At 73.5% G+C, this 18282-nt stretch carries 15 protein-coding genes; 7 read left to right on the forward strand and 8 right to left on the reverse strand.

Features of this window, described 5'->3' with window-relative positions; translation table 11 throughout:
- Nucleotides 1-2 precede the first annotated feature (2 nt).
- Nucleotides 3-1298 carry an aspartate aminotransferase family protein gene (locus tag O7546_RS18715; RefSeq protein ID WP_194803076.1) on the reverse strand — a complete coding sequence of 432 codons (1296 nt, stop codon included), beginning with the start codon at nt 1296-1298 and terminating at the stop codon, nt 3-5.
- 117 nt (nt 1299-1415) lie between these two features.
- Between O7546_RS18715 and O7546_RS18720 the strand changes: the two genes are divergently transcribed.
- Nucleotides 1416-2378 carry a hypothetical protein gene (locus O7546_RS18720; protein WP_194803119.1) on the forward strand — a complete coding sequence of 321 codons (963 nt, stop codon included), beginning with the start codon at nt 1416-1418 and terminating at the stop codon, nt 2376-2378.
- Nucleotides 2379-2435: 57 nt separating this feature from the next.
- Here the strand turns inward: O7546_RS18720 and O7546_RS18725 are convergent, their stop codons facing one another.
- Nucleotides 2436-3122 carry a Tat pathway signal sequence domain protein gene (locus O7546_RS18725; RefSeq protein WP_194803075.1) on the reverse strand — a complete coding sequence of 229 codons (687 nt, stop codon included), beginning with the start codon at nt 3120-3122 and terminating at the stop codon, nt 2436-2438.
- Between the two features lie 349 nt (nt 3123-3471).
- Here O7546_RS18725 and O7546_RS18730 point away from each other — a divergent pair, with 349 nt between their 5' ends.
- From O7546_RS18730 to O7546_RS18740, 3 genes are all read left to right on the forward strand, one after another.
- Nucleotides 3472-4227: a TetR/AcrR family transcriptional regulator gene (locus O7546_RS18730; protein WP_194803074.1), complete on the forward strand. Its 756-nt coding sequence runs from the start codon at nt 3472-3474 to the stop codon at nt 4225-4227.
- Between the two features lie 183 nt (nt 4228-4410).
- A complete protein-coding gene (locus O7546_RS18735; RefSeq protein WP_135241096.1) occupies nt 4411-5040 on the forward strand; it encodes a DUF6230 family protein in 630 nt (209 codons plus the stop codon).
- A 1-nt stretch (nt 5041) separates the two neighbouring features.
- A complete protein-coding gene (locus tag O7546_RS18740; RefSeq protein WP_269697297.1) occupies nt 5042-5617 on the forward strand; it encodes a DUF6114 domain-containing protein in 576 nt (191 codons plus the stop codon).
- 1 nt (nt 5618) lies between these two features.
- On the opposite strand, the gene murD is transcribed toward O7546_RS18740, so the two are convergent.
- A complete protein-coding gene (gene murD / locus O7546_RS18745; RefSeq protein WP_194803072.1) occupies nt 5619-6965 on the reverse strand; it encodes a UDP-N-acetylmuramoyl-L-alanine--D-glutamate ligase in 1347 nt (448 codons plus the stop codon).
- An 83-nt stretch (nt 6966-7048) separates the two neighbouring features.
- Between murD and O7546_RS18750 the strand changes: the two genes are divergently transcribed.
- On the forward strand, nt 7049-8398 hold the full coding sequence (locus O7546_RS18750; RefSeq protein WP_194803071.1) for a hypothetical protein: 1350 nt from the start codon (nt 7049-7051) through the stop codon (nt 8396-8398).
- A gap of 232 nt (nt 8399-8630) precedes the next feature.
- Here the strand turns inward: O7546_RS18750 and O7546_RS18755 are convergent, their stop codons facing one another.
- The 3 genes from O7546_RS18755 to O7546_RS18765 all read right to left on the reverse strand — a co-directional run bounded on the left by O7546_RS18755 (nt 8631) and on the right by O7546_RS18765 (nt 12844).
- The gene (locus O7546_RS18755; RefSeq protein WP_194803070.1) at nt 8631-10439 is read right to left on the reverse strand and encodes a PucR family transcriptional regulator; all 1809 of its coding nucleotides are present in this window, start codon (nt 10437-10439) and stop codon (nt 8631-8633) included.
- Nucleotides 10440-10534: 95 nt separating this feature from the next.
- A complete protein-coding gene (argG, locus tag O7546_RS18760) occupies nt 10535-11986 on the reverse strand; it encodes an argininosuccinate synthase (RefSeq protein WP_194803069.1) in 1452 nt (483 codons plus the stop codon).
- Between the two features lie 45 nt (nt 11987-12031).
- Nucleotides 12032-12844: an RNA methyltransferase gene (locus O7546_RS18765; RefSeq protein WP_228532936.1), complete on the reverse strand. Its 813-nt coding sequence runs from the start codon at nt 12842-12844 to the stop codon at nt 12032-12034.
- A gap of 102 nt (nt 12845-12946) precedes the next feature.
- On the opposite strand from O7546_RS18765, the gene O7546_RS18770 reads away from it, so the two are divergent.
- A complete protein-coding gene (locus O7546_RS18770; protein WP_281599796.1) occupies nt 12947-14779 on the forward strand; it encodes a thiamine pyrophosphate-requiring protein in 1833 nt (610 codons plus the stop codon).
- Between the two features lie 4 nt (nt 14780-14783).
- On the opposite strand, the gene O7546_RS18775 is transcribed toward O7546_RS18770, so the two are convergent.
- Nucleotides 14784-15344, reverse strand: a complete 561-nt coding sequence (locus O7546_RS18775; protein WP_281599798.1) for a dihydrofolate reductase family protein — start codon at nt 15342-15344, stop codon at nt 14784-14786.
- Nucleotides 15345-15458: 114 nt separating this feature from the next.
- Between O7546_RS18775 and O7546_RS18780 the strand changes: the two genes are divergently transcribed.
- On the forward strand, nt 15459-16058 hold the full coding sequence (locus O7546_RS18780) for a thymidylate kinase (RefSeq protein WP_281599800.1): 600 nt from the start codon (nt 15459-15461) through the stop codon (nt 16056-16058).
- A 9-nt stretch (nt 16059-16067) separates the two neighbouring features.
- Here O7546_RS18780 and O7546_RS18785 read toward each other — a convergent pair whose 3' ends face one another.
- The gene (locus tag O7546_RS18785) at nt 16068-18269 is read right to left on the reverse strand and encodes a transglycosylase domain-containing protein (RefSeq protein ID WP_228532927.1); all 2202 of its coding nucleotides are present in this window, start codon (nt 18267-18269) and stop codon (nt 16068-16070) included.
- Nucleotides 18270-18282 lie beyond the last annotated feature (13 nt).

Consider the following 18282-nt stretch of genomic DNA (forward strand, 5'->3'; position numbering starts at 1 on the left):
GCTCACCCCTCGATCGAGGCGCGGATCGCGTCGACGATGATCGCCAGGCCCTCCCGGGCCTCGTCCTCGGTGAGCGTCAGCGGCGGGCCCATCCGGATCACGTTGCCGTAGAGGCCGCCCTTGCCGACGAGCAGACCGCCGGCCCGGCACGCCTCGAAGACCCGCGTGGTCAGCGCCGCGTCCGGCTCCACGGCGCCCGGGTGGACGAACTCGACGGCGAGCATCAGGCCCTTGCCGCGTACCTCGGCGACCTGGTCCACCCCGGCGGTGGCCGCGCGCAGGCCGTCGCCCAGGATCGCGCCGACCCGGGCGGCGTTGGCCTGGAGGTCGTGGTCGAGCAGGTAGTCGAGCACCGCGTTGCCGGCGGCGGTGGAGACCGGGTTGCCGCCGAAGGTGGAGAAGCTGATCGCCGGCACCGACTCCAGCACCTCGGCCCGGCCGACCACGCCGGCGAGCGCGAAGCCGTTGCCGATGCCCTTGGCGAAGGTGAGCAGGTCCGGCGTCACGCCGTGCGCCTGGTAGCCCCAGAAGTGCTCGCCGGTCCGGCCCCACCCGGTCTGCACCTCGTCGCTGATCAGCAGGATGCCGTGCTCGTCGAGCACCTTCTTCCAGGCGGCGAAGAGCCCGTCCGGGCCGTGCACGAAGCCGCCGACGCCCTGGACCGGCTCGGCGATCAGGCAGGCCACGTCGCCAGCGGTCTGGGTGGCGAGCACCTCGCGCAGGTCCTCCACCGCCGCGTCGACCCGGTCGGCGGCGTCGAGCCGGGCCAGCAGCCCGCGCAGCCGTTCCCCGGAGTGCAGCCAGGCCACCTGCAACGGGTTGAGCGCGCTGGCCGACCAGCCGCGGTTACCGGTGACGCCCATCGTCGCGTACGACCGGCCGTGGTAGCTGTTGCGCACCGCAAGGATCTGGTGCGAGCGCCGGTGGTTGGTGGCGACGAGCAGCGCCGCCTCGTTCGCCTCGGTGCCGGAGTTGGTGAAGAAGACGCGGGCGTCCGGGATGCCGGAGAGCCGGGCGATCTTCTCGGCCAGCTCGACCTGCTGCCGGATCAGGTAGAGCGTCGAGGTGTGCACGAGCCCGGTCCGCAGCTGCCGTTCGACCGCCTCGCGGATCTCCGGGATGTCGTGGCCGACCATCGTGGTCAGCACCCCGCCGAAGAAGTCCAGATAGGTCCGGCCGGCCGCGTCGGTGACCCGGCGGCCGGAACCGGTCACCAGTTCCAGCGGTTCGGCGTAGTAGAGCGGCATCCAGGACGGGAGCACGGCCCGGTGCCGGGCCAGCAGGTCGTCGGAGGTCATCGGCGCACCCTTCAGCGGAGGTGGATCCCCGCACGTTCCCACCACGACCGGGGCCGGGACAACCGGCACTGTGCGAGTCGGCCCGGCGGTAGCATCCGCCGGGTGCGGACGGATCAGGTGACGTTGCCGGGCGGCGCGGCGGGGACGACGCGGGCACAACTGCTCGACGGGGTCCGGTCCTGGGTGGAGTCGGCGCCGGTGCGGCAGCTCGTGGCGCACTTCGGCGGCGACTGGCCCGACGGCGACCTCGCGGCGGTGCTGGCCGGCCTGGACGCGTTCTCCGCCCGCCGCTGGGACTTCCGGCAGGGACGGGAACGCCCGGACGCCCGGGAACCGGCGTTCGACCCGGCCACCGCCGGACTGGTGCTGAGCGCCGCCGCGTCGCTGGGCCTGGTCCGCGCGGTCGCGCCGGCCCGATCCGGGTACGCGCACCTGCTGGTGCTCGGCGGGCTGGCGCACGCCTGCCTGCGGCGCACCGCGTACGCGGCGACGCTGGCCCGGACGGTGGCCGAGGTGACCGGCGAGGTGGCCGTGCTCGGCAGCTTCCGGCCGCTGTCGGCAGCCGAGTCCCGCACGCTCGACGCCGCCGGCCTGCCCGGCTGCGCCACCGAGGTGGACGTCCTCGATGCCGGCGTACGGCTGGCCTTCGGCGTGGACGCGCCGGACGACGAGCACGGTGAGCCGGCCGGTCATCCGCACCGGGCCTGGTCCTCGCGTACGTACCGGCCGGCCGGGCTGCCCCCGGTACGGGTGCTCGCCGCGCCGTCCAGTGAACCGGACCGGCGTCGCGCGCACACCGCCGACACGCAGCGGTTCTGGGCCGAGCACGTGCGGCTGCGCGCGGACGACCCGGTGCTGATGGTGACCGCCCCGATCTACGTGCCGTTCCAGCACTGCGACGCGCTGCGGACGCTCGCCGTGCCGTACCGGTGCGGCATCGAGACGGTCGGCGTGGACCCGGCCGCGCGCGCCGCTGTCGCCGTACCGGAGCCGACCCTGACGCCGGGCCGCTACCTCCAGGAGATCCGGTCGGCGCTGCGGTCGATGCGCGCGCTGCACGCGACGCTGACGGCGGGCTGAACCGGCGTCCGGGCCGGTGCCCGGCGATTCGCCGCGCACCGGCCCGAGAGCCGGGTGTCAGTTGACGTAGACCGCCGGGCTGCCGGTCTTGCTGGTGTCCTTCACCGGCGAGTACGAGGCGGTGAAGTACGCGGTGCCGAAGCACAGCGACGGCCCGGAGAACTTGGTCAGGACCTGGTTGGTGAAGCTGATCGAGTTGGTGCCGTTGGACGCCGTACCGGTCAGCGTGTTCGTGCTGGTCCGGTAGACGCAGGTGATCGCGCCGAGCAGCGAGTTGAGCACCACGGTGCTCTGGATCGGCGCCGCCGTGGTCCCGGAGATCTTGACCACGCCGGCGCTGGTCACCGAGGTGGTGTAGGGCAGGTTGTTGACCGTCACGCTCTGCACGCCGGTGGTGCCGAAGACGTTCGTCGTGCAGCTGGAGAACGACTGCGCGGTCAGGCTCTCGGTCGCGGTGCCGGGAGCGGTCGGATTGGTCAGCACCTTGGCGCTGAAGCTGGACGCGGCGCACTTGATGCCGGTGGTGCCGCTGGTCGAGGAGTAGAACGTGGCGTTGGTGCCGCTGCGGAGGCTGGCCTGGATGACGTCGCCCACCGAAACGGCGGTGCCGGCGACGGTCGGGTAGGTCAGCACGGCGCTGGCGAGCGAGGTGGTGGGTGCGGCGGTGGCGGGGGCGGCGCCGACCAGACCGGTCAGCAGCGCCAGGGCGGCGAGGCCCGCGCCGATGCGTCCGTACCTGGGCATGGTTGTTCCTTCCGGCGGTGGGACAGGAAACGGTGCCGGCGGCGTCCGGGGTGGACGGAGCCGGTGGGTGCGGCGGCCGGAATGGGACCGCCGCAGGTGGTGGTGCGCCGTTGCGGCCTCAGCGGGCCGGGCGGCGTGGCGCAGTGCGGCGTCGCCGCGTCACCTGGGTCTCTCCGGTCTTGGGGGGACGGGTCCGCGCGGCGATAATGGCAGCCATCCGGCCCTCCTTCGACGCGTTCGGGTGACCGATCAGGAGAGATCACCAGCGGTGACGAGGCATGAACTGAGCGTGTCGAAAGTTATAAACCTCGGAGGGTCGTAAAGTCAACGCATCAAGAAAGGTCGATGAGTGACAGTCCCGAGCCCGCCGTCGCCGGCGCCCGTGCCCCTGCCGGGCGCCCGCCACGGCCGCGACCCGGACCGCGCCATCAAGCGCGGCCCGCGCCGCGTGCCGGCCGAGGAGGTGGCGGCGACCCAGCGCGACCGCCTCTTCGACGGCCTGGTCCGGGAGGTCGCCGGCCGGGGGTACGACAACGCCCGGGTCAGCGACATCTGCCACGCCGCCGGGGTCACCCGGCCCGCGTTCTACGCGCTGTTCAGCGGCAAGCAGGACGCGTTCCTGGCCGCGTACCGACACGGCATCGCGGTGGTGTCGCACCTGATGGAGGACGCTTTCCGCGACGCCGGCCCGGACTGGCCGCAGGCCGCCCGGGCGGCGCTGCGTACGCTGCTCGACGTGCTGGCGAGCGTGCCCGCCTTCGCCCGGATGGCACTGGTCGAGGTGGACGCCGCAGGCCCGGACGCACGCCGGGAGCGCGATGCGCTACTGAGCAGCTTCCGCCGGTTCTTCGCCGGCGCCGGGCCGGATCCGGCCGGCGTGGACCGGGACGCGCTGCTGTCCACAGTGGTCGGCGGCATCCACGCCACCATCCGTGAGCGGGTGGCGCAGGGGCGGGCCGAGGAGCTGCCGTCGCTGCTGCCGGCGCTCACGTACGCGGCGACCGCGCCGTTCCTCGGCCCACGCGAGGCGGGCCGCGTCGCGCGGGCGGCGGGGACGGAGGACGGCCCGGCCGCCACCGCGCCCTGCGCACCCGGCCAGCCCTGACCGGTCGGAAACCGCAGCGGTTTTTCACTTTGGCCGCTTTTGGCAAATGCCGCCCAACGAACTGCTACAGGCAGTTGACCGCCCCTTTACTCAGCGGTAACTTCGGCCTGCGCCCCTCGGCGCGCACATCCTGCGAAGCCAATTCACATCGTCGCAGATGAATTGATCTCGAAAGGGGCCGGCATGTCGGAGCAGATCGATCAGGTCGAGACCGATCAACCGAGAAGCGGCGTGCGCTGGCGCCGGTTCGCCGTCACGTTCGGCGCCGTGGCGGCCGGCGCGGCCGGCATGGTGGTGCTGACCGCGCAGGGTGTGCTCGGCGCGCAGTTCGCCATCTCGGGCATGCCGTTCACGGTCACCGCCGACAAGCTGGAGGGCACCGGATTCGAGCAGTTCGCCACGCTCGACCAGATGATCCCGGACAGCCCCAACCAGGGCGACACCGGCGGCCAGGTGCTCGTGATCGTCTCGGCGATCGACAAGGCCGAGCTGACCAATCTCTGCCAGAGCATCAACCTGGGCGGGACCAACCTGCGGATCACCGCCGGCAATTCCGGCAAGCCCGTCTCCGCCCGCACGCTCGTGGTCGACGGCGACGAGATCGCCGGTAACGCCTCCTTCAAGAACATCGACGTCGGGCAGGACGCCAGCACCGTCGACAAGGTCCCCGGGGTCAAGGGCAACCCGGGTGTGTTCGCCCAGCAGGCCGACACCGTGACCATCACCAACCTGCGGCAGAACAACTACGCCACCACCGCCGCCGTCTTCACGCTGCCCAACCTGCGCATGGGCTTCAGCTCCGAAGGGTGCTGAGGTGAGCGCGGGACAGCACGCGGCGCCCGCCGCCGGCGTCCGGACACGCTGGCGGCGCTGGCGCCGGGCGCGGCCGTTCACCGCCGGGCTGCTCATCGCGCTCGGCGGCGCGGAGATGCTCGTGACGCTGCGCGCGCCGCTCGGGGTGCTGCTGCACGTCGGGCCGCAGGGGCTGGCCGCGTACCTGGTCCCCCTGGTCCTGGTGATCTGCGGCGTGCTGCTGATCACCACGCCGCAGCAACGCGTCTTCTACGCGGTGCTCTCCCTCGTGCTCGGGCTGGTCTCCTGGCTCACCTCGAACCTGGGCGGCTTCCTGATCGGCATGCTGCTGGCGCTCGTCGGCGGGGCGCTCGCGTTCGCCTGGACGCCGGTGAAGCGGCGGGCTCCCCGCGCCGGCCCGGCCGCGACGCCCGCCGACACGACGCCCGCCGACACGACGCTCGCTGGCGCGACGCCCGCCGGCACGACGCCCGGGCCGCGCGAGCCGGTGGACGGCTCGGCGCCCACCGAGTCGCTCGACGCGCTCCTGTCGGCCGAGCCGGGGCCGCCGCGGCACACGCGGGCGGAGCGCGGCTGACTCAGCGGGCGGTGTCCGCGACCGCCTGCGCGAACACCTCGGAGCGGTGCTCGAAGTTGCGGAACCGGCCGTAGCTCGGCGCGGCCGGGGACAGCAGCACCACCCCGCCGGCCGGGGTGAGCTTGCGGGACAGCCCGACGGCGGCGACCAGGTCGTCGGCCAGCTCGGTACGCACCGACGGCAGTCCGGACAGCGCCTCCACGATGCGGGGGCCGCTGTCCGGCACGCCGATCACGGTGATCTCCCGATCGGCCAGGTGCGCGCGCAGCGGGCTGTAGTCCAGCCCCCGGTCGGCGCCGCCGACGATCACCGTCAACGGCCGCCCCTCGTACGCGTCGATCGCGTGCATGGCCGCGTACGGGCTGGTGGCGAGTGTGTCGTCGACGAACGTGAGCCCGGACGGGTCGGCGATCTCGGTCAGCCGGTGCGCCAGGCCCTGGAACTCGGCGACCGCCACGGCGAGGCTGTCCTTGCGCGCCACCACGTCGACGCCGAGCGCGTCAAGCACGGCGAGCGCGACGCAGAGGTTGCCCTCGTTGTGCCGCCCGACCAGCGGCAGCACCGCGCGTGGGAACAGCGGCGTGTCCCGCAGGTGGAACCACTGCGTACCGTCCGGCCCGGTGGCCACGTGCGTGGTGTCCGGCGAGCCGGCCCGGATCGCGGCCCGGTCGCCCAGCTCCGCCGCCAGCCGCGGGTCGGCGCCGTTCACCACGACGGCGTGCGGGCCGTGCGCGATCAGGTTCAGCTTGTCCCGGTAGTACTCCCGCTCACCGCCGTGCGCGTCCAGGTGCTCCGGGAACAGCGCGGTCACCACCGCCACGCGCGGCGAATCGGTCAGGTCGGAGCACTGGTAGCTGGACAGCTCCAGCACGTACAGCTCCGCCTCGGGCAAATCCAGCAGCGGCACCCCGATGTTGCCGCCGAACACGTTCGGCCGGTCCATCGCGGTGAGCAGGTGACTGATCAGGCTGGACGTGGTGCTCTTGCCCTTGCTGCCGGTCACCCCGACGGTCCGGTCCGCGTGGTCGGCCATCCACAGCGCGCTGCCCTGCGTGACCGGCACGGACCGGCGGCGCAGCTCCACCATCCACGGGTGGGTGTTCGGCACACCCGGCGAGCGGACCACCACGTCGGCGGCGGCCAGGCGCTCGAAGCCCTCCTCGCCGGTGACGAGCGGCGCGGCGGCGGCCAGCGGGCCGTCCCAGGGCAGCGTGAGGAAGTTGGCGCTGTCGTCGACGACGACCAGGCCGGCCGGCCCGTGCGCGGCGATCGCGGTCACCGCGGCCCGGCCCTCGCGGCCGGCGCCCCAGACGGCGACATGACGTCCGCGCAGATCAGACAGGCGCACGGGCTCTCCTCGGACTCGGTCGACGGCGGGCAGGGTCCGGCCCAGCCGGACACGGACGGACGAACCAGGGCCTAGTATGGCGTGTGCCCAACGAGCAGCTGCGGCGGATGGACGCCTTCACCTTCCCGTCCTACTCGATCGACTTCGCCACCGGCGAGGTCCTGTTCGACTACGCCCTGACCGGTCCCGACGGCGAGCAGCGGTTCACCGAGGTGATCATGCTTCCGCTGCCGGCCGAGCCGGTCTCCGACGCCACAGCTGCCACCCTGTCCCGGGTGCTGGAGCTGCTGCACGTGGTCGCCGGCGTCAGCTACTACAAGGCCGCCGCGCCGCCCCGGCTGGTGCTGCCCGCGCCGCTGGGCGCCGCCGCCGTCGAGCTGGTCACCGCCGTCTACACCAAGGGCCTCGCCGAGTACGCGTACCGCAACGAGCTGCCGCACGTGCTGGAACTGCGTCCCGAGGTGCCGTCCGGCACCGTGGACCCCGCGGTGCCGGTGGACAACTCCGACCGTCGTCCGCTGTCGGCTGTCGGCGGCGGCAAGGACTCCATCGTCACGCTGGAGGCGCTGCGCCGCGCCGGCCTCGACCCGGTGCCGTTCTCGGTCAACCCGAACCACGTGATCGTGTCGGTGAACGAGGCGTCGGACCTGGTGCCGCTGGCCGCCCGGCGGCGGCTGGACCCGGTGCTGTTCGAGCTGAACGCGGCCGGTGCGCGCAACGGGCACATCCCGGTCACCGCGATCAACTCGCTGATCGCCGTGGCCACCGCCGTCCTGCACGGGCTCGGCCCGGTGGTGATGTCGAACGAGCGCTCCGCGTCCGACCCGAACCTGATCTGGAACGGCCACGAGATCAACCACCAGTGGTCGAAGGGCGTCGAGGCCGAAGGGCTGCTGCGCGCGGCGCTGGCCGAGCACGCGGGGCTCACCGAGCCGTACTTCTCGCTGCTGCGCTCCCTGTCCGAGCTGCACATCGCCCGGCTGTTCGCCGAGATCGACCGGTACGACGCGGTGGTGACCAGCTGCAACGCCGCGTTCAAGCTGCGCGACGCGAGCGAGCGCTGGTGCCGCGACTGCCCGAAGTGCCGGTTCGTGTTCCTGGCCATGTCGCCGTTCATGCCCCGCGAGCGGCTGACCGGCATCTTCGGCGGTGACCTGCTGGCCGACGAGTCCCAGATCCCCGGTTACCGGGAGCTGCTCGGCATCGACGGGCACAAGCCGTTCGAGTGCGTGGGCGAGGTGGAGGAGTCTGTGGTCGCGCTGAGCCTGCTCGCCCAGCAGGACCAGTGGCGCGACGCCCCTGTGGTACGCGCCCTGGTGGCGGCGCTGCCCGACACCGCCTGGCAGGCGGCGGCCACCTCCGACGTGTTCACCCCCGGCGGCGACAACTTCATCCCCGCCCCCTACGCCAAAACCCTGACCGCCCTGACCTGACCCACCCCCTTTCCTCCCGCCCCCGCCCCCGCCCCGCCCCGCCCCGCCCCGTCGATCATGAACTTGACGGTGCGAATTCCGGCGAATCACCGGCTCAACCTCATGATCACCCCCACAGCCCATCGATCTTGGAGTTGTGGCACCTCTGATAACGGTGGTAGTAGGCATTCCGGGCGCCACAACTCCAAGATCGGCGCGGGCCAGCCCGGAAGGGCGGGAGGGCGGGCCGCGGTCAGGGGGTGCGGATGGCGTCCAGGGCCAGCAGGGCCACGTGCAGGGACAGGCACCTGTCGACCGAGTCGAGGTCGGCGTCGAGGATGCGGCCGATACGGGCCAGCCGCTCGTAGAACGCCGGCCGGGACAGGTGCGCGGCGGCGGCGCCGGCCGACTTGTTCCGCCCCTGCTCCAGGTACGCCCGCAGCGTGCCGAGCAACTGCTCCCGCGGGTGCTGGGCGTCGTAGGCGAGCAGGGGCCCGAGTTCGCGCTCGACGAACGTCTGCAACCGGGGCTCGTCGCGCAACAGGTGCAGCAGCCCGGCCAGCCCCACGTGCGGCAGCCGGTAGCAGGGCAGATCCCGGGGATCCCGCCGGGCCGCCTCGGCGACCTGCCGCGCCTCGATCAGTGACCGGCGTGCCTCGCGCAGGCTGCTCACACCGGACCCGGCCGCCACCACGATCGCGGCCCGGGGCGGCGCGTCGACCGGCCGCGCGCTCCCCGACGCGACGGCCCGTCCGGCGGGACGGTCAGGCGACTCCGACGGGCGGGACGCCGGGCGGGCGGCGGGGGCGGCGTCGAGGCGTACCCGGCGCAACGCCGCGGCGAACGCGGACAGTGCCTTCTCCTCGGCGGCCGGGTCGGGGAGCGCCAGCAGCGCGCCCACGGCCTGGTCGTCGAGCGGGCTGGTCAGCGCGGTGAGCTTGGCGTCCCGGACGGCCTGGCTGACCGCCTCGGCGAGGTCGCGCAGCCGGGCCGGGCCGGCTTCCGGGTCCTCGGCGTCGGTGTCGCGGCGCGCGCCCCGGCGGGCGGCGGCCGGCTCGTCGTCGGGGGCGCCCGCGTCGCCGGACGGCTCGTCGGCGCGGTGGCGGACCACGACGCCGACCAGGTGGCGGCGGTCCAGGACGACGCCGAGCGCCTTGGCGCGCAGCGCCACCTCGTCCACCGGGCGGGTGTGGTCGATCAGCGCGGTCAGCAGCGTGCGGTGGATCTGCCGTTCCAGCCCCTCGGCGTCGCGCCGGATCAGCCGGCCCAGCGCCAGCGTGGAGGCGGCCCGTTCGATCAGGATGGTCAGCCGGGTCGGCGGGGTGGACTCGGTGGCCGGCCAGCGCAGCAGCAGCCGTCCCCAGTCCTGTCCCCGCGCGCCGACTGTGGTGACGAGCCAGCCGCTGTCCGGGTCGTACGCGGTGCGCCCGGGCGGGCGGATCTGCCGCGAGTGCCGTTCCCAGCCGTCCAGCAGCAGTTGGGCGTTCTCCCCCGCCGGGTCGTACGCGAGCACCTGCCGGGACAGGTTCTCCAGCACCATCGGGCAGCCGGCCAGTTCGGCGGCCTGCCGCAGCACCTCGGCCGGTTCGGCGCCCTCCACTGACAGTTCGGTGAACCGCTGGTGGATCTCCTCGGTGGCGCGCAGTTCGGTGAGCTGGGCGTCGACGATCAGCGCGTGCACCGCCTCGGTGATGCGGACGAACGGGGTGCCCCGGCGCAGCTCGATCAGGGGCAGTCCGCGTCGTTCGGCGGCGGCGGCCATCACCCGTGGGACTCCGCTGACGTAGCGGCGGCCCAGTTCGACCACCAGCCCGGAGACGCCGACGTCGGCCAGGGCACCGATGAACTCGCGGAGCCCGGCGTCGTCGCCCGGCAGGCCGATCCCGGTGGTCAGGACCAGTTCGCCGCCGCCGAGCAGGGTGGCGATGTCGGGTACCTCGGCGATGTGCACCCAGCGCACCGACCGGTCCAGTCCGGCGTTCCCCGCGACCAGGCGCGGCGCGCCGTGGCGCACGGGCACCAGCTCCAGCACCTCACGCACGGTAGGGAACACGGGCGACACGCTACCCTGCGTCACCACCGTTGCCGAAAGCCACACCGCCCGCCGGCCCGCCGAGAAGGCGGGGACCGGCGGGCGGACGGAACGAAGGATGGCGATCAGTCGACGCCGAACTCCATCGCGGCCCGGTCGAGCGCCTCGTCCTCGGCGGTGGGCACGCCCCGGGACGCGATGGCCTCGGCGCCGCCCTGCGGCATGGCGCCGATCAGCCCGGTCGAGGCCGCCTGGGCGGCGCCGACGACCCGCTGCGGGGTGCCGCCGCCGACCATGCCGACTGAGGCGTACTGCTCCAGCTTCGCCCGGGAGTCGGCGATGTCCAGGTTGCGCATGGTGAGCTGGCCGATCCGGTCGGCCGGGCCGAACGCCGAGTCCTGGGTGCGCTCCATCGACAGCTTGTCCGGGTGGTAGCTGAACGCCGGGCCGGTGGTGTCGAGGATCGAGTAGTCCTCGCCCCGGCGCAGCCGCAGCGTGACCTCGCCGGTGACTGCCGTGCCGACCCAGCGCTGCAGCGACTCGCGCAGCATCAGCGCCTGCGGGTCCAGCCAGCGGCCCTCGTACATGAGGCGACCGAGGCGGCGGCCCTCGTTGTGGTAGTTGGCGAGGGTGTCCTCGTTGTGGATGGCGTTGACGAGCCGCTCGTAGGCGGCGTGCAGCAGCGCCATGCCGGGGGCCTCGTAGATGCCGCGGCTCTTGGCCTCGATGATCCGGTTCTCGATCTGGTCGGACATGCCCAGGCCGTGCCGGCCGCCGATGGCGTTGGCCTCCAGCACCAGGTCGACGGCGCTGCCGAACTCCTTGCCGTTGATCGTCACCGGGCGGCCCTGGTCGAAGCCGATGGTGACGTCCTCGGTGGGGATCTCCACGGTCGGGTCCCAGAACTTGACGCCCATGATCGGCTCGACCGTCTCGATGCCGGTGTCCAGGTGTTCGAGCGTCTTGGCCTCGTGGGTGGCGCCCCAGATGTTGGCGTCGGTCGAGTACGCCTTCTCGGTGCTGTCCCGGTAGGGCAGGCCGCGCTCCAGCAGCCACTCCGACATCTCGGTGCGCCCACCCAGCTCGGTGACGAAGTCGGTGTCCAGCCACGGCTTGTAGATCCGCAGCTGCGGGTTCGCCAGCAGGCCGTACCGGTAGAACCGCTCGATGTCGTTGCCCTTGAACGTCGAGCCGTCGCCCCAGATCTGCACGTCGTCGGCGATCATCGCGCGGACCAGCAGCGTGCCGGTCACGGCGCGGCCCAGCGGCGTGGTGTTGAAGTAGGCCCGCCCGCCGGAGCGGATGTGGAAGGCGCCGCAGGTCAGCGCCGCCAGCCCTTCCTCAACCAGGGCGGCGCGGCAGTCGACGAGGCGGGCGACCTCGGCGCCGTAGCTGAGCGCGCGGCCGGGCACCGACGCGATGTCGGGCTCGTCGTACTGGCCGATGTCAGCGGTGTAGGCGCAGGGGACGGCGCCCTTGTCGCGCATCCACGCGACGGCTACCGAGGTGTCGAGGCCGCCGGAGAAGGCGATGCCGACACGTTCGCCGATGGGCAGGGAGGTGAGAACCTTGGACACAAGGAAGATTATGCACGGTCTCGCATGGTCATGCAAGCTGGTCCGTCAGAGCGCGTCCTCACGCCCCAGCTCCCAGAACGCCACCGCCGCGGCGGCCGCCACGTTCAGCGAGTCCACACCGCGCCGCATCGGGATCACCACCCGCACGTCGCTGGCCGCCTGCGCCGCCGCGGTCAGCCCCGGCCCCTCCGCCCCGAGCAGCAACGCCGCCCGCACCCGCTGCGCCGGAGTCAGCCGCTGCATCGGTACGGCATCCGGCGCGGGCGTCATCGCGAGCACCGTGAACCCGGCCGCCCGGACCTGGTCCAGCCCCGCGGGCCAGCGCTCGAGCTTGGCGTACGGCACCGCGAACACCTCGCCCATGCTGACCCGTACGCTGCGCCGGTACAGCGGGTCGGCGCAGGTCGGGGACAGCAGCACCGCGTCGACGCCGAGCGCGGCGGCGCCCCGGAAGATCGCACCCAGGTTCGTGTGGTTGTTGACGTCCTCCAGGATCACCACCCGCCGGGCGGCGGCGAGCACCTCGTCGGCGGAGCGCAGCGGCTTGCGGTGGAACGACGCGAGCACGCCGCGGTGCACGTGGAAGCCGGTGGCGCGCTGCAGCACGTCCGGCGTGGCCGCGTATACCGGCGCGTCACCGGTGTCCAGGTCGGCGAGCTGGTCCACCCGCTTCGCGTCGACCAGGTAGGACCGGGCCGGGTAGCCGGCCCGCAGCGCCCGCCGCAGCACCAGCTCCCCCTCGGCGATGAACAGCCCGTGCGGCGGTTCCCAGCGGGTACGCAGCTCCACGTCGGTGAGCGCGCGGTAGTCGGCGATCCGGTCGTCGTCGGGGTCGGTGATCTCGTGGACGGGCACCAGGCGATTCTGCCCGGCCCGCCCGGCCGCTCCGGCGCGGGCCGGGTTTCCGCCGTCCCGGGCGGGGAACGGAGCCGGAAGGCCGACGGTGACGGAGGGACCAGGATGGGCGCGGATCACGACGGCAACCTCCCCCGCGACGCCACCGTCGCCGACTACCTGGTGGCCCGGCTCGTCGAGTGGGGCGTGCACCGCTACTACGGCTACCCGGGCGACGGGATCAACGGCATGACCTCGGCGCTGCAACGCGCCGAGGGCCGCGCCCGGTTCATCCAGGTCCGGCACGAGGAGACCGCCGGTTTCGCGGCCGGCGCGCACGTCAAGTACGGCGGCGGACCGCTCGGCTGTGTGGTGGTGACCAGCGGTCCGGGCGCGATCCACGCCCTCAACGGCCTGTACGACGCCAAGCTCGACCACCAGCCGGTGGTGGCGCTGCTCGGGCACACCGCGCTGCCCGCCGAGGGCGGCGGCTACTACCAGGAGGTGGACCTGCTCTCGCTCTACAAGGACGTGGCCTCGGCCTTCCTGGCCCAGCTCGACGACCCGTCGCAGGCCCGGCACCTGGTGGACCGCGCCTGCCGCACGGCGCTGGCCCGGCGTACCGTGACCGCCCTGGTTCTCCCCTCCGACGTGCAGGACCTGCCGGCGGTGCCGCACCCGCCGCACGCCCACGGCTACTACCACACCAGCGCGGTGCCGAGCAGCACCCCGACCGTGCCGCCGGAGGCCGACGTGCGCCGCGCCGCCGAGGTGCTGCGCGGCGGCGACCGGGTGGCGATGCTGGTCGGGCAGGGCGCGCTGGGCGCCGAGGACGAGGTACGCCGGATCGCCGACCGGCTCGGCGCCGGTGTCGCCACCGCGCTGCTCGGCTTCACCGCCGTCGACCACCGGCAGCCCTGGGTGACGGGCGCGATCGGCCTGCTCGGCAGCCGCCCGAGCTGGCAGCTCATGCGCGAGTGCGACCGGCTGCTGATCGTCGGCAGCCAGATGCCGTACTCGGAGTTCTACCCGCCGGAGGGCCAGGCCCGGGCGGTGCAGATCGACATCGACGGCACCCGGATGGGGTTGCGCTACCCGACCGAGGTGAACCTGACCGGCGACGCCGGGCCGACACTGCGTGCCCTGATCGAGGAGCTGGGCCCGGGGCCGGGCCCGACCGCGTGGCGGGCCACCCTCGCCGACGCCACCGGCAAGTGGCGGGCCTCCCAACGCGAGGTCGCCGCCCAGCCCGCCGACCCGGTCAACCCGCAGTCGCTGTTCGCCACGCTCGACGAGGCGCTGCCGGGCGACGCCATGCTCGCCGTCGACTGCGGCACCGCCACCGCCTGGTACGCCCGGCACGTCCGGGTCCGCCCCGGCATGCTGGCCAGCCTCTCCGGCACGCTGCTCTCGATGGGCGGCGGGATGCCGTACGCGCTGGCGGCGAAGTTCGCCCACCCGGACCGGCCGGTGATCGCACTGCTCGGCGACGGGGCGATGCAGATGAACGGCGTCAACGAGCTGATCACGGTGGCGAAGTACTGGCGGGAGTGGTCCGACCCCCGGTTCGTCGTGCTGGTGCTCAACAACCGGGATCTCGCGTTCGTCAGCTGGGAACAGCGCTCCGGCGAGGGCACGCCGATGTTCCCGGACAGCCAGGACCTGCCGGACGTGGCGTACCACAGGTGGGCGGAGGTGCTGGGCCTCGGCGGTGAGCTGGTCGACTCCCCCGCCCGGGTGGACGGCCTGTGGCAGCGGGTGCTCGACGCGGACCGGCCGGTGGTGGTCAACGCCGTGGTGGACCCGGCCGAGCTGATGCTGCCGCCGCACTTCACCGCCGAGCAGGCCCGCAAGACCGCCGCCGCGGTGCTGCGCGGGGACAGCGACCGGGCCGGCATCGTGCGGCGCGGCGTGCCGGCCGCGCTCGCCACGTACCGGCCCCGCCGCCGGGGCCGCTGAGGCGTCAGGCCCGCGCGTAGCGCAGCAGCACCGACCGTGCGTCGAAGGCGCGCGTCTCGACCAGCCGCAGGCCCTGCCGGGCCAGGCCGGGCAGCACCTGCCGTCCGCCGCCGAGCACCACCGGGTGCACGATCACCTCGTAGGTGTCGACGAGCCCGAGCGCGGCCAGCGCCGTCGCGGCCCCGGTGCCGCCGGTGACCAGCAGATCGCCGGGGAACCGCTCGCGGACCTCGGCGAACTCCTTCGCCAGGTCGCCACCGCCGACCACCACGGCGCCGTGGGATGCCTCGGCGAGCGTGCGGGAGACCACGACCTTCGGGGTACGCCGCCAGACCGGCGCGAACGCCAGGTCGTGCGGGTGGTCGGAGATCGACTCGACCTGCGGCCAGTAGGAGGACATCATCTCCCACACCCGCCGCCCGTAGACGAAGGCGTCGGCCCGCTCGGCCAGCCCGATCGAGTACGCGGACAGCTCCTCTCCCATCTCCGGCCAGTCGAACTCGCCGTTCGGGCCCTCGATGAAGCCGTCGACCGACGTGTGCACCCCGTAGATGACGTTGCCCATGATGTGTTCCTCCGCGTCGCGGCGCGTCCCGGCCGGGCGCGCTCACCGGTGGGTCGGAGCCGCCCGCCCGGATCCGACAACCGGGCGTCGTCGATTTCCGGCTAGCCTGCGGGCGTGGCCCGCCCCCTGATGATCGCACTGATCGGTGTCGACGGTTCCGGCAAGACCACCCAGGCCAGGGCGCTGGCGGCGCGGCTGCGCGAGCGGGGTGTCCGGGCGCGGTACTTCGAGAACGCCGGTGGGCGGCCGCTGTGGAACCGGCTGGCGCGGGCGCTCGGCCGGCCGGACGGGGTGGCGCTGTTCGGTCGTACCGTCTATCCGGCCCTGGAGGCGACGGTGCGCGCGGCGGCGATGGCCCGGACCGTGGCGGTGGCCCGCCTGACCGGACGGGTGCCGGTGCTGGACCGGTGGACCTGGTGCCAGGACGTGATCATGGCGGCCCGGGGCGACCGGGGACGGCACGTGGTGCGCGCCGTCTACGCGGTCTTCCCGCGCCCGGCGGTGGTGTGCTTCCTGGCCACCTCGCCCGAGGTGGCGCAGCGGCGGGTGGCCGCGCGGGCCATCGACACCGAGGAGCTGGCGCACCTGCGCGCGCTGGACGGGGCATACCGGGCGCTGCCGGAGTTCGGCTCGTTCGTCACGCTCGACGGCGACGGCACCCCGGACGAGGTGGCCGCCGCCCTCGATGCGGCGGTGCGTGCGGCGCGGCGGTGAGAGAGGCCGTTACCCCCGCTCACGCAACCAGCGCAGCACGTCGGAGGGCAGCTCACTCTCCTGGCGCTGCTCGCGGCGGTCCGGCTCGGTCCGCCGGGGCGGCTGCGGGCGCTGCGGGTCGCCGACCAGCGCCCGGCTCGGCGCGGTGAAGTCGGCCACCGGCTTGCCGGTGAGCGCCGTCTTGATGGTCCGCGCCACCGCGTCGATCACCTTCGCCTGCACGGCGGAGCCGACCAGGTCGGTGACGTCGTCCGGGTTGGCGGCGATGCCGGCGACCGCGACCTGCGGGGTGTAGCCGACGAACGTCTCGGTGGCGTTGCGCTCCGAGCTGCCGGTCTTGCCGGCCACCGGGCGGCCGACGATCCGGTCGACGGCGGTGGCGGTGCCGCCGTTGCACTGCTCGAACGCGGACTGCTGACCGACCGGGCAGCGGGCCGCGTCGGTGGCGGCGCGGGCCACGTCCGGTTCGAGCACCCGCTTGCAGGACGGCTGCGCCACGTCGACGGCGTCGCCGTCGGGCGCGGTCACCGAGACCACCGGCAGCGGCGTGCAGTACGTGCCCTCGGCCGCCACCGTGGCGTACGCGTTCGCCAGGTCCAGCGGGGTCGTGGCGGCCACGCCGAGCGTGAACGCGCCCCAGTTGGCGGCGTTGTCGCGGGCGAACGCGGCGTCGGAGTCGGCGCGGAAGGTGATGCCGAGGCGCTGGGCCATCTCCACCACCTTGTCCTCGCCGACCTGTTCGGCCAGCCAGACGAAGTACGTGTTGACGGACCGGCCGAAGCCGTCCCATATCATCCGGTAGCCGTCCATCCACTGCGGGTTGGCGTTGGCCGGGCACCACGTGCCGTCGCAATTGCCCTCGTCGTCCGAGGCGTACCGGGTGGGCAGCCGGCTCGGGGCGTCGAAGCCGGTGGACAGCGGCTTGCCCGCCTCCAGCGCGGCCAGCATGGTGAACATCTTGAACGTCGAGCCGGCCTGGTAGCCGTCGACGCTGGCGCCGCCGGAGATCAGCGGGTTGACCGTGTTCGGGTGGTTGGCCTGCCCGTCCGGGTTGGCGTCGAGGCTGTAGTGCCGGTTCACCGCCATCGCGAGCACCCGGCCGGTGCCCGGCTCGACCGCCGCGATCGGCAGCGCCCGCTTGTTGCCGTACCCGTAGACCTTGGTGGCCTGCTCCTGCGCGGTCTCCTGGATTTTCGGGTCGAGCGTGGTGACGACCCGGTAGCCGCCGCGGCGCAGCGCCTGCTCCCGCTCCTCGGGGGTGCTGCCGAACGCCGGCTGGGTGATCCACCAGCGGCGCAGGTAGTCGCAGAAGAAGCCCCAGTCGTCGTGGCCCTGGGCGGTGGCGGTGCAGCCGTTGGGCTGGGCGGTCGGGCGCAGCGTCAGCGCCTCGGCCTTGGCCGCGGCGGCCTGCTGCGCGGTGATCGCGCCGGTCTCGGCCATCGCGTCGAGCACGTACCCGCGCCGGGTCAGCGCCTGGTCCTTGTCGCCGTCGATCGGGCTGTACGCGTCGGGCGACTGGACCAGGCCGGCGAGCAGCGCCGCCTCGCCCAGCGTCAGGTCGGCCGGGGCCTTGCCGAAGTAGCGCTGGCTCGCGGCGGCGACGCCGTACGCGCCGGAACCGAAGTACGCGATGTTGAGGTAGCGGTTGAGGATCTCGTCCTTGGACAGCGACTGCTCCAGCGCGTTCGCGTACCGGATCTCCTGGAGCTTGCGCCCGACGGTCTGCTCGGTGGCGGCCTGCCGCTCCTCCGGGGTGCGGTTCGGGTCGGTCTTGAGCACGTTGCGGACGTACTGCATGGTCAGCGTGGAGCCGCCCTGCTCGGTGCCGCCGCCCTTGACGTTGGCCACCAGCGCACGGGCGATGCCGCGCAGGTCAGCGCCGCCGTGCGAGTAGAACCGCCGGTCCTCGGCCGCGATGATCGCCTGCCGCATCACCGGGGCGATCTCGGCCAGCGGCACGTCGGTGCGGTTCACGTCGTAGAACGTGGTGATCAGCGTCTTGCCGTCGTTTGCGTAGAGGTAGGAGCGCTGCGGCTGCACCGGGGTGCGCAGCGCGTCGGGCAGCTCCGCGTACGCGCCGAGCGCGGCCCGGGCGGCGAACCCGCCGAGCAGGCCGCCGGGAAGCGCGGCGAGCGCGAGGACGAGCCCGGCGAGCAGGCCGGCCAGCAGCACGGTGAACAGCCGCGACAGCGGCGACCTGGGAGACGGCATGGACGCAAGGATT

Origin of the sequence: Micromonospora sp. WMMA1976, assembly GCF_027497335.1 — a bacterium.
In the GTDB taxonomy this organism is placed as follows: Bacteria; Actinomycetota; Actinomycetes; order Mycobacteriales; family Micromonosporaceae; genus Micromonospora; species Micromonospora aurantiaca.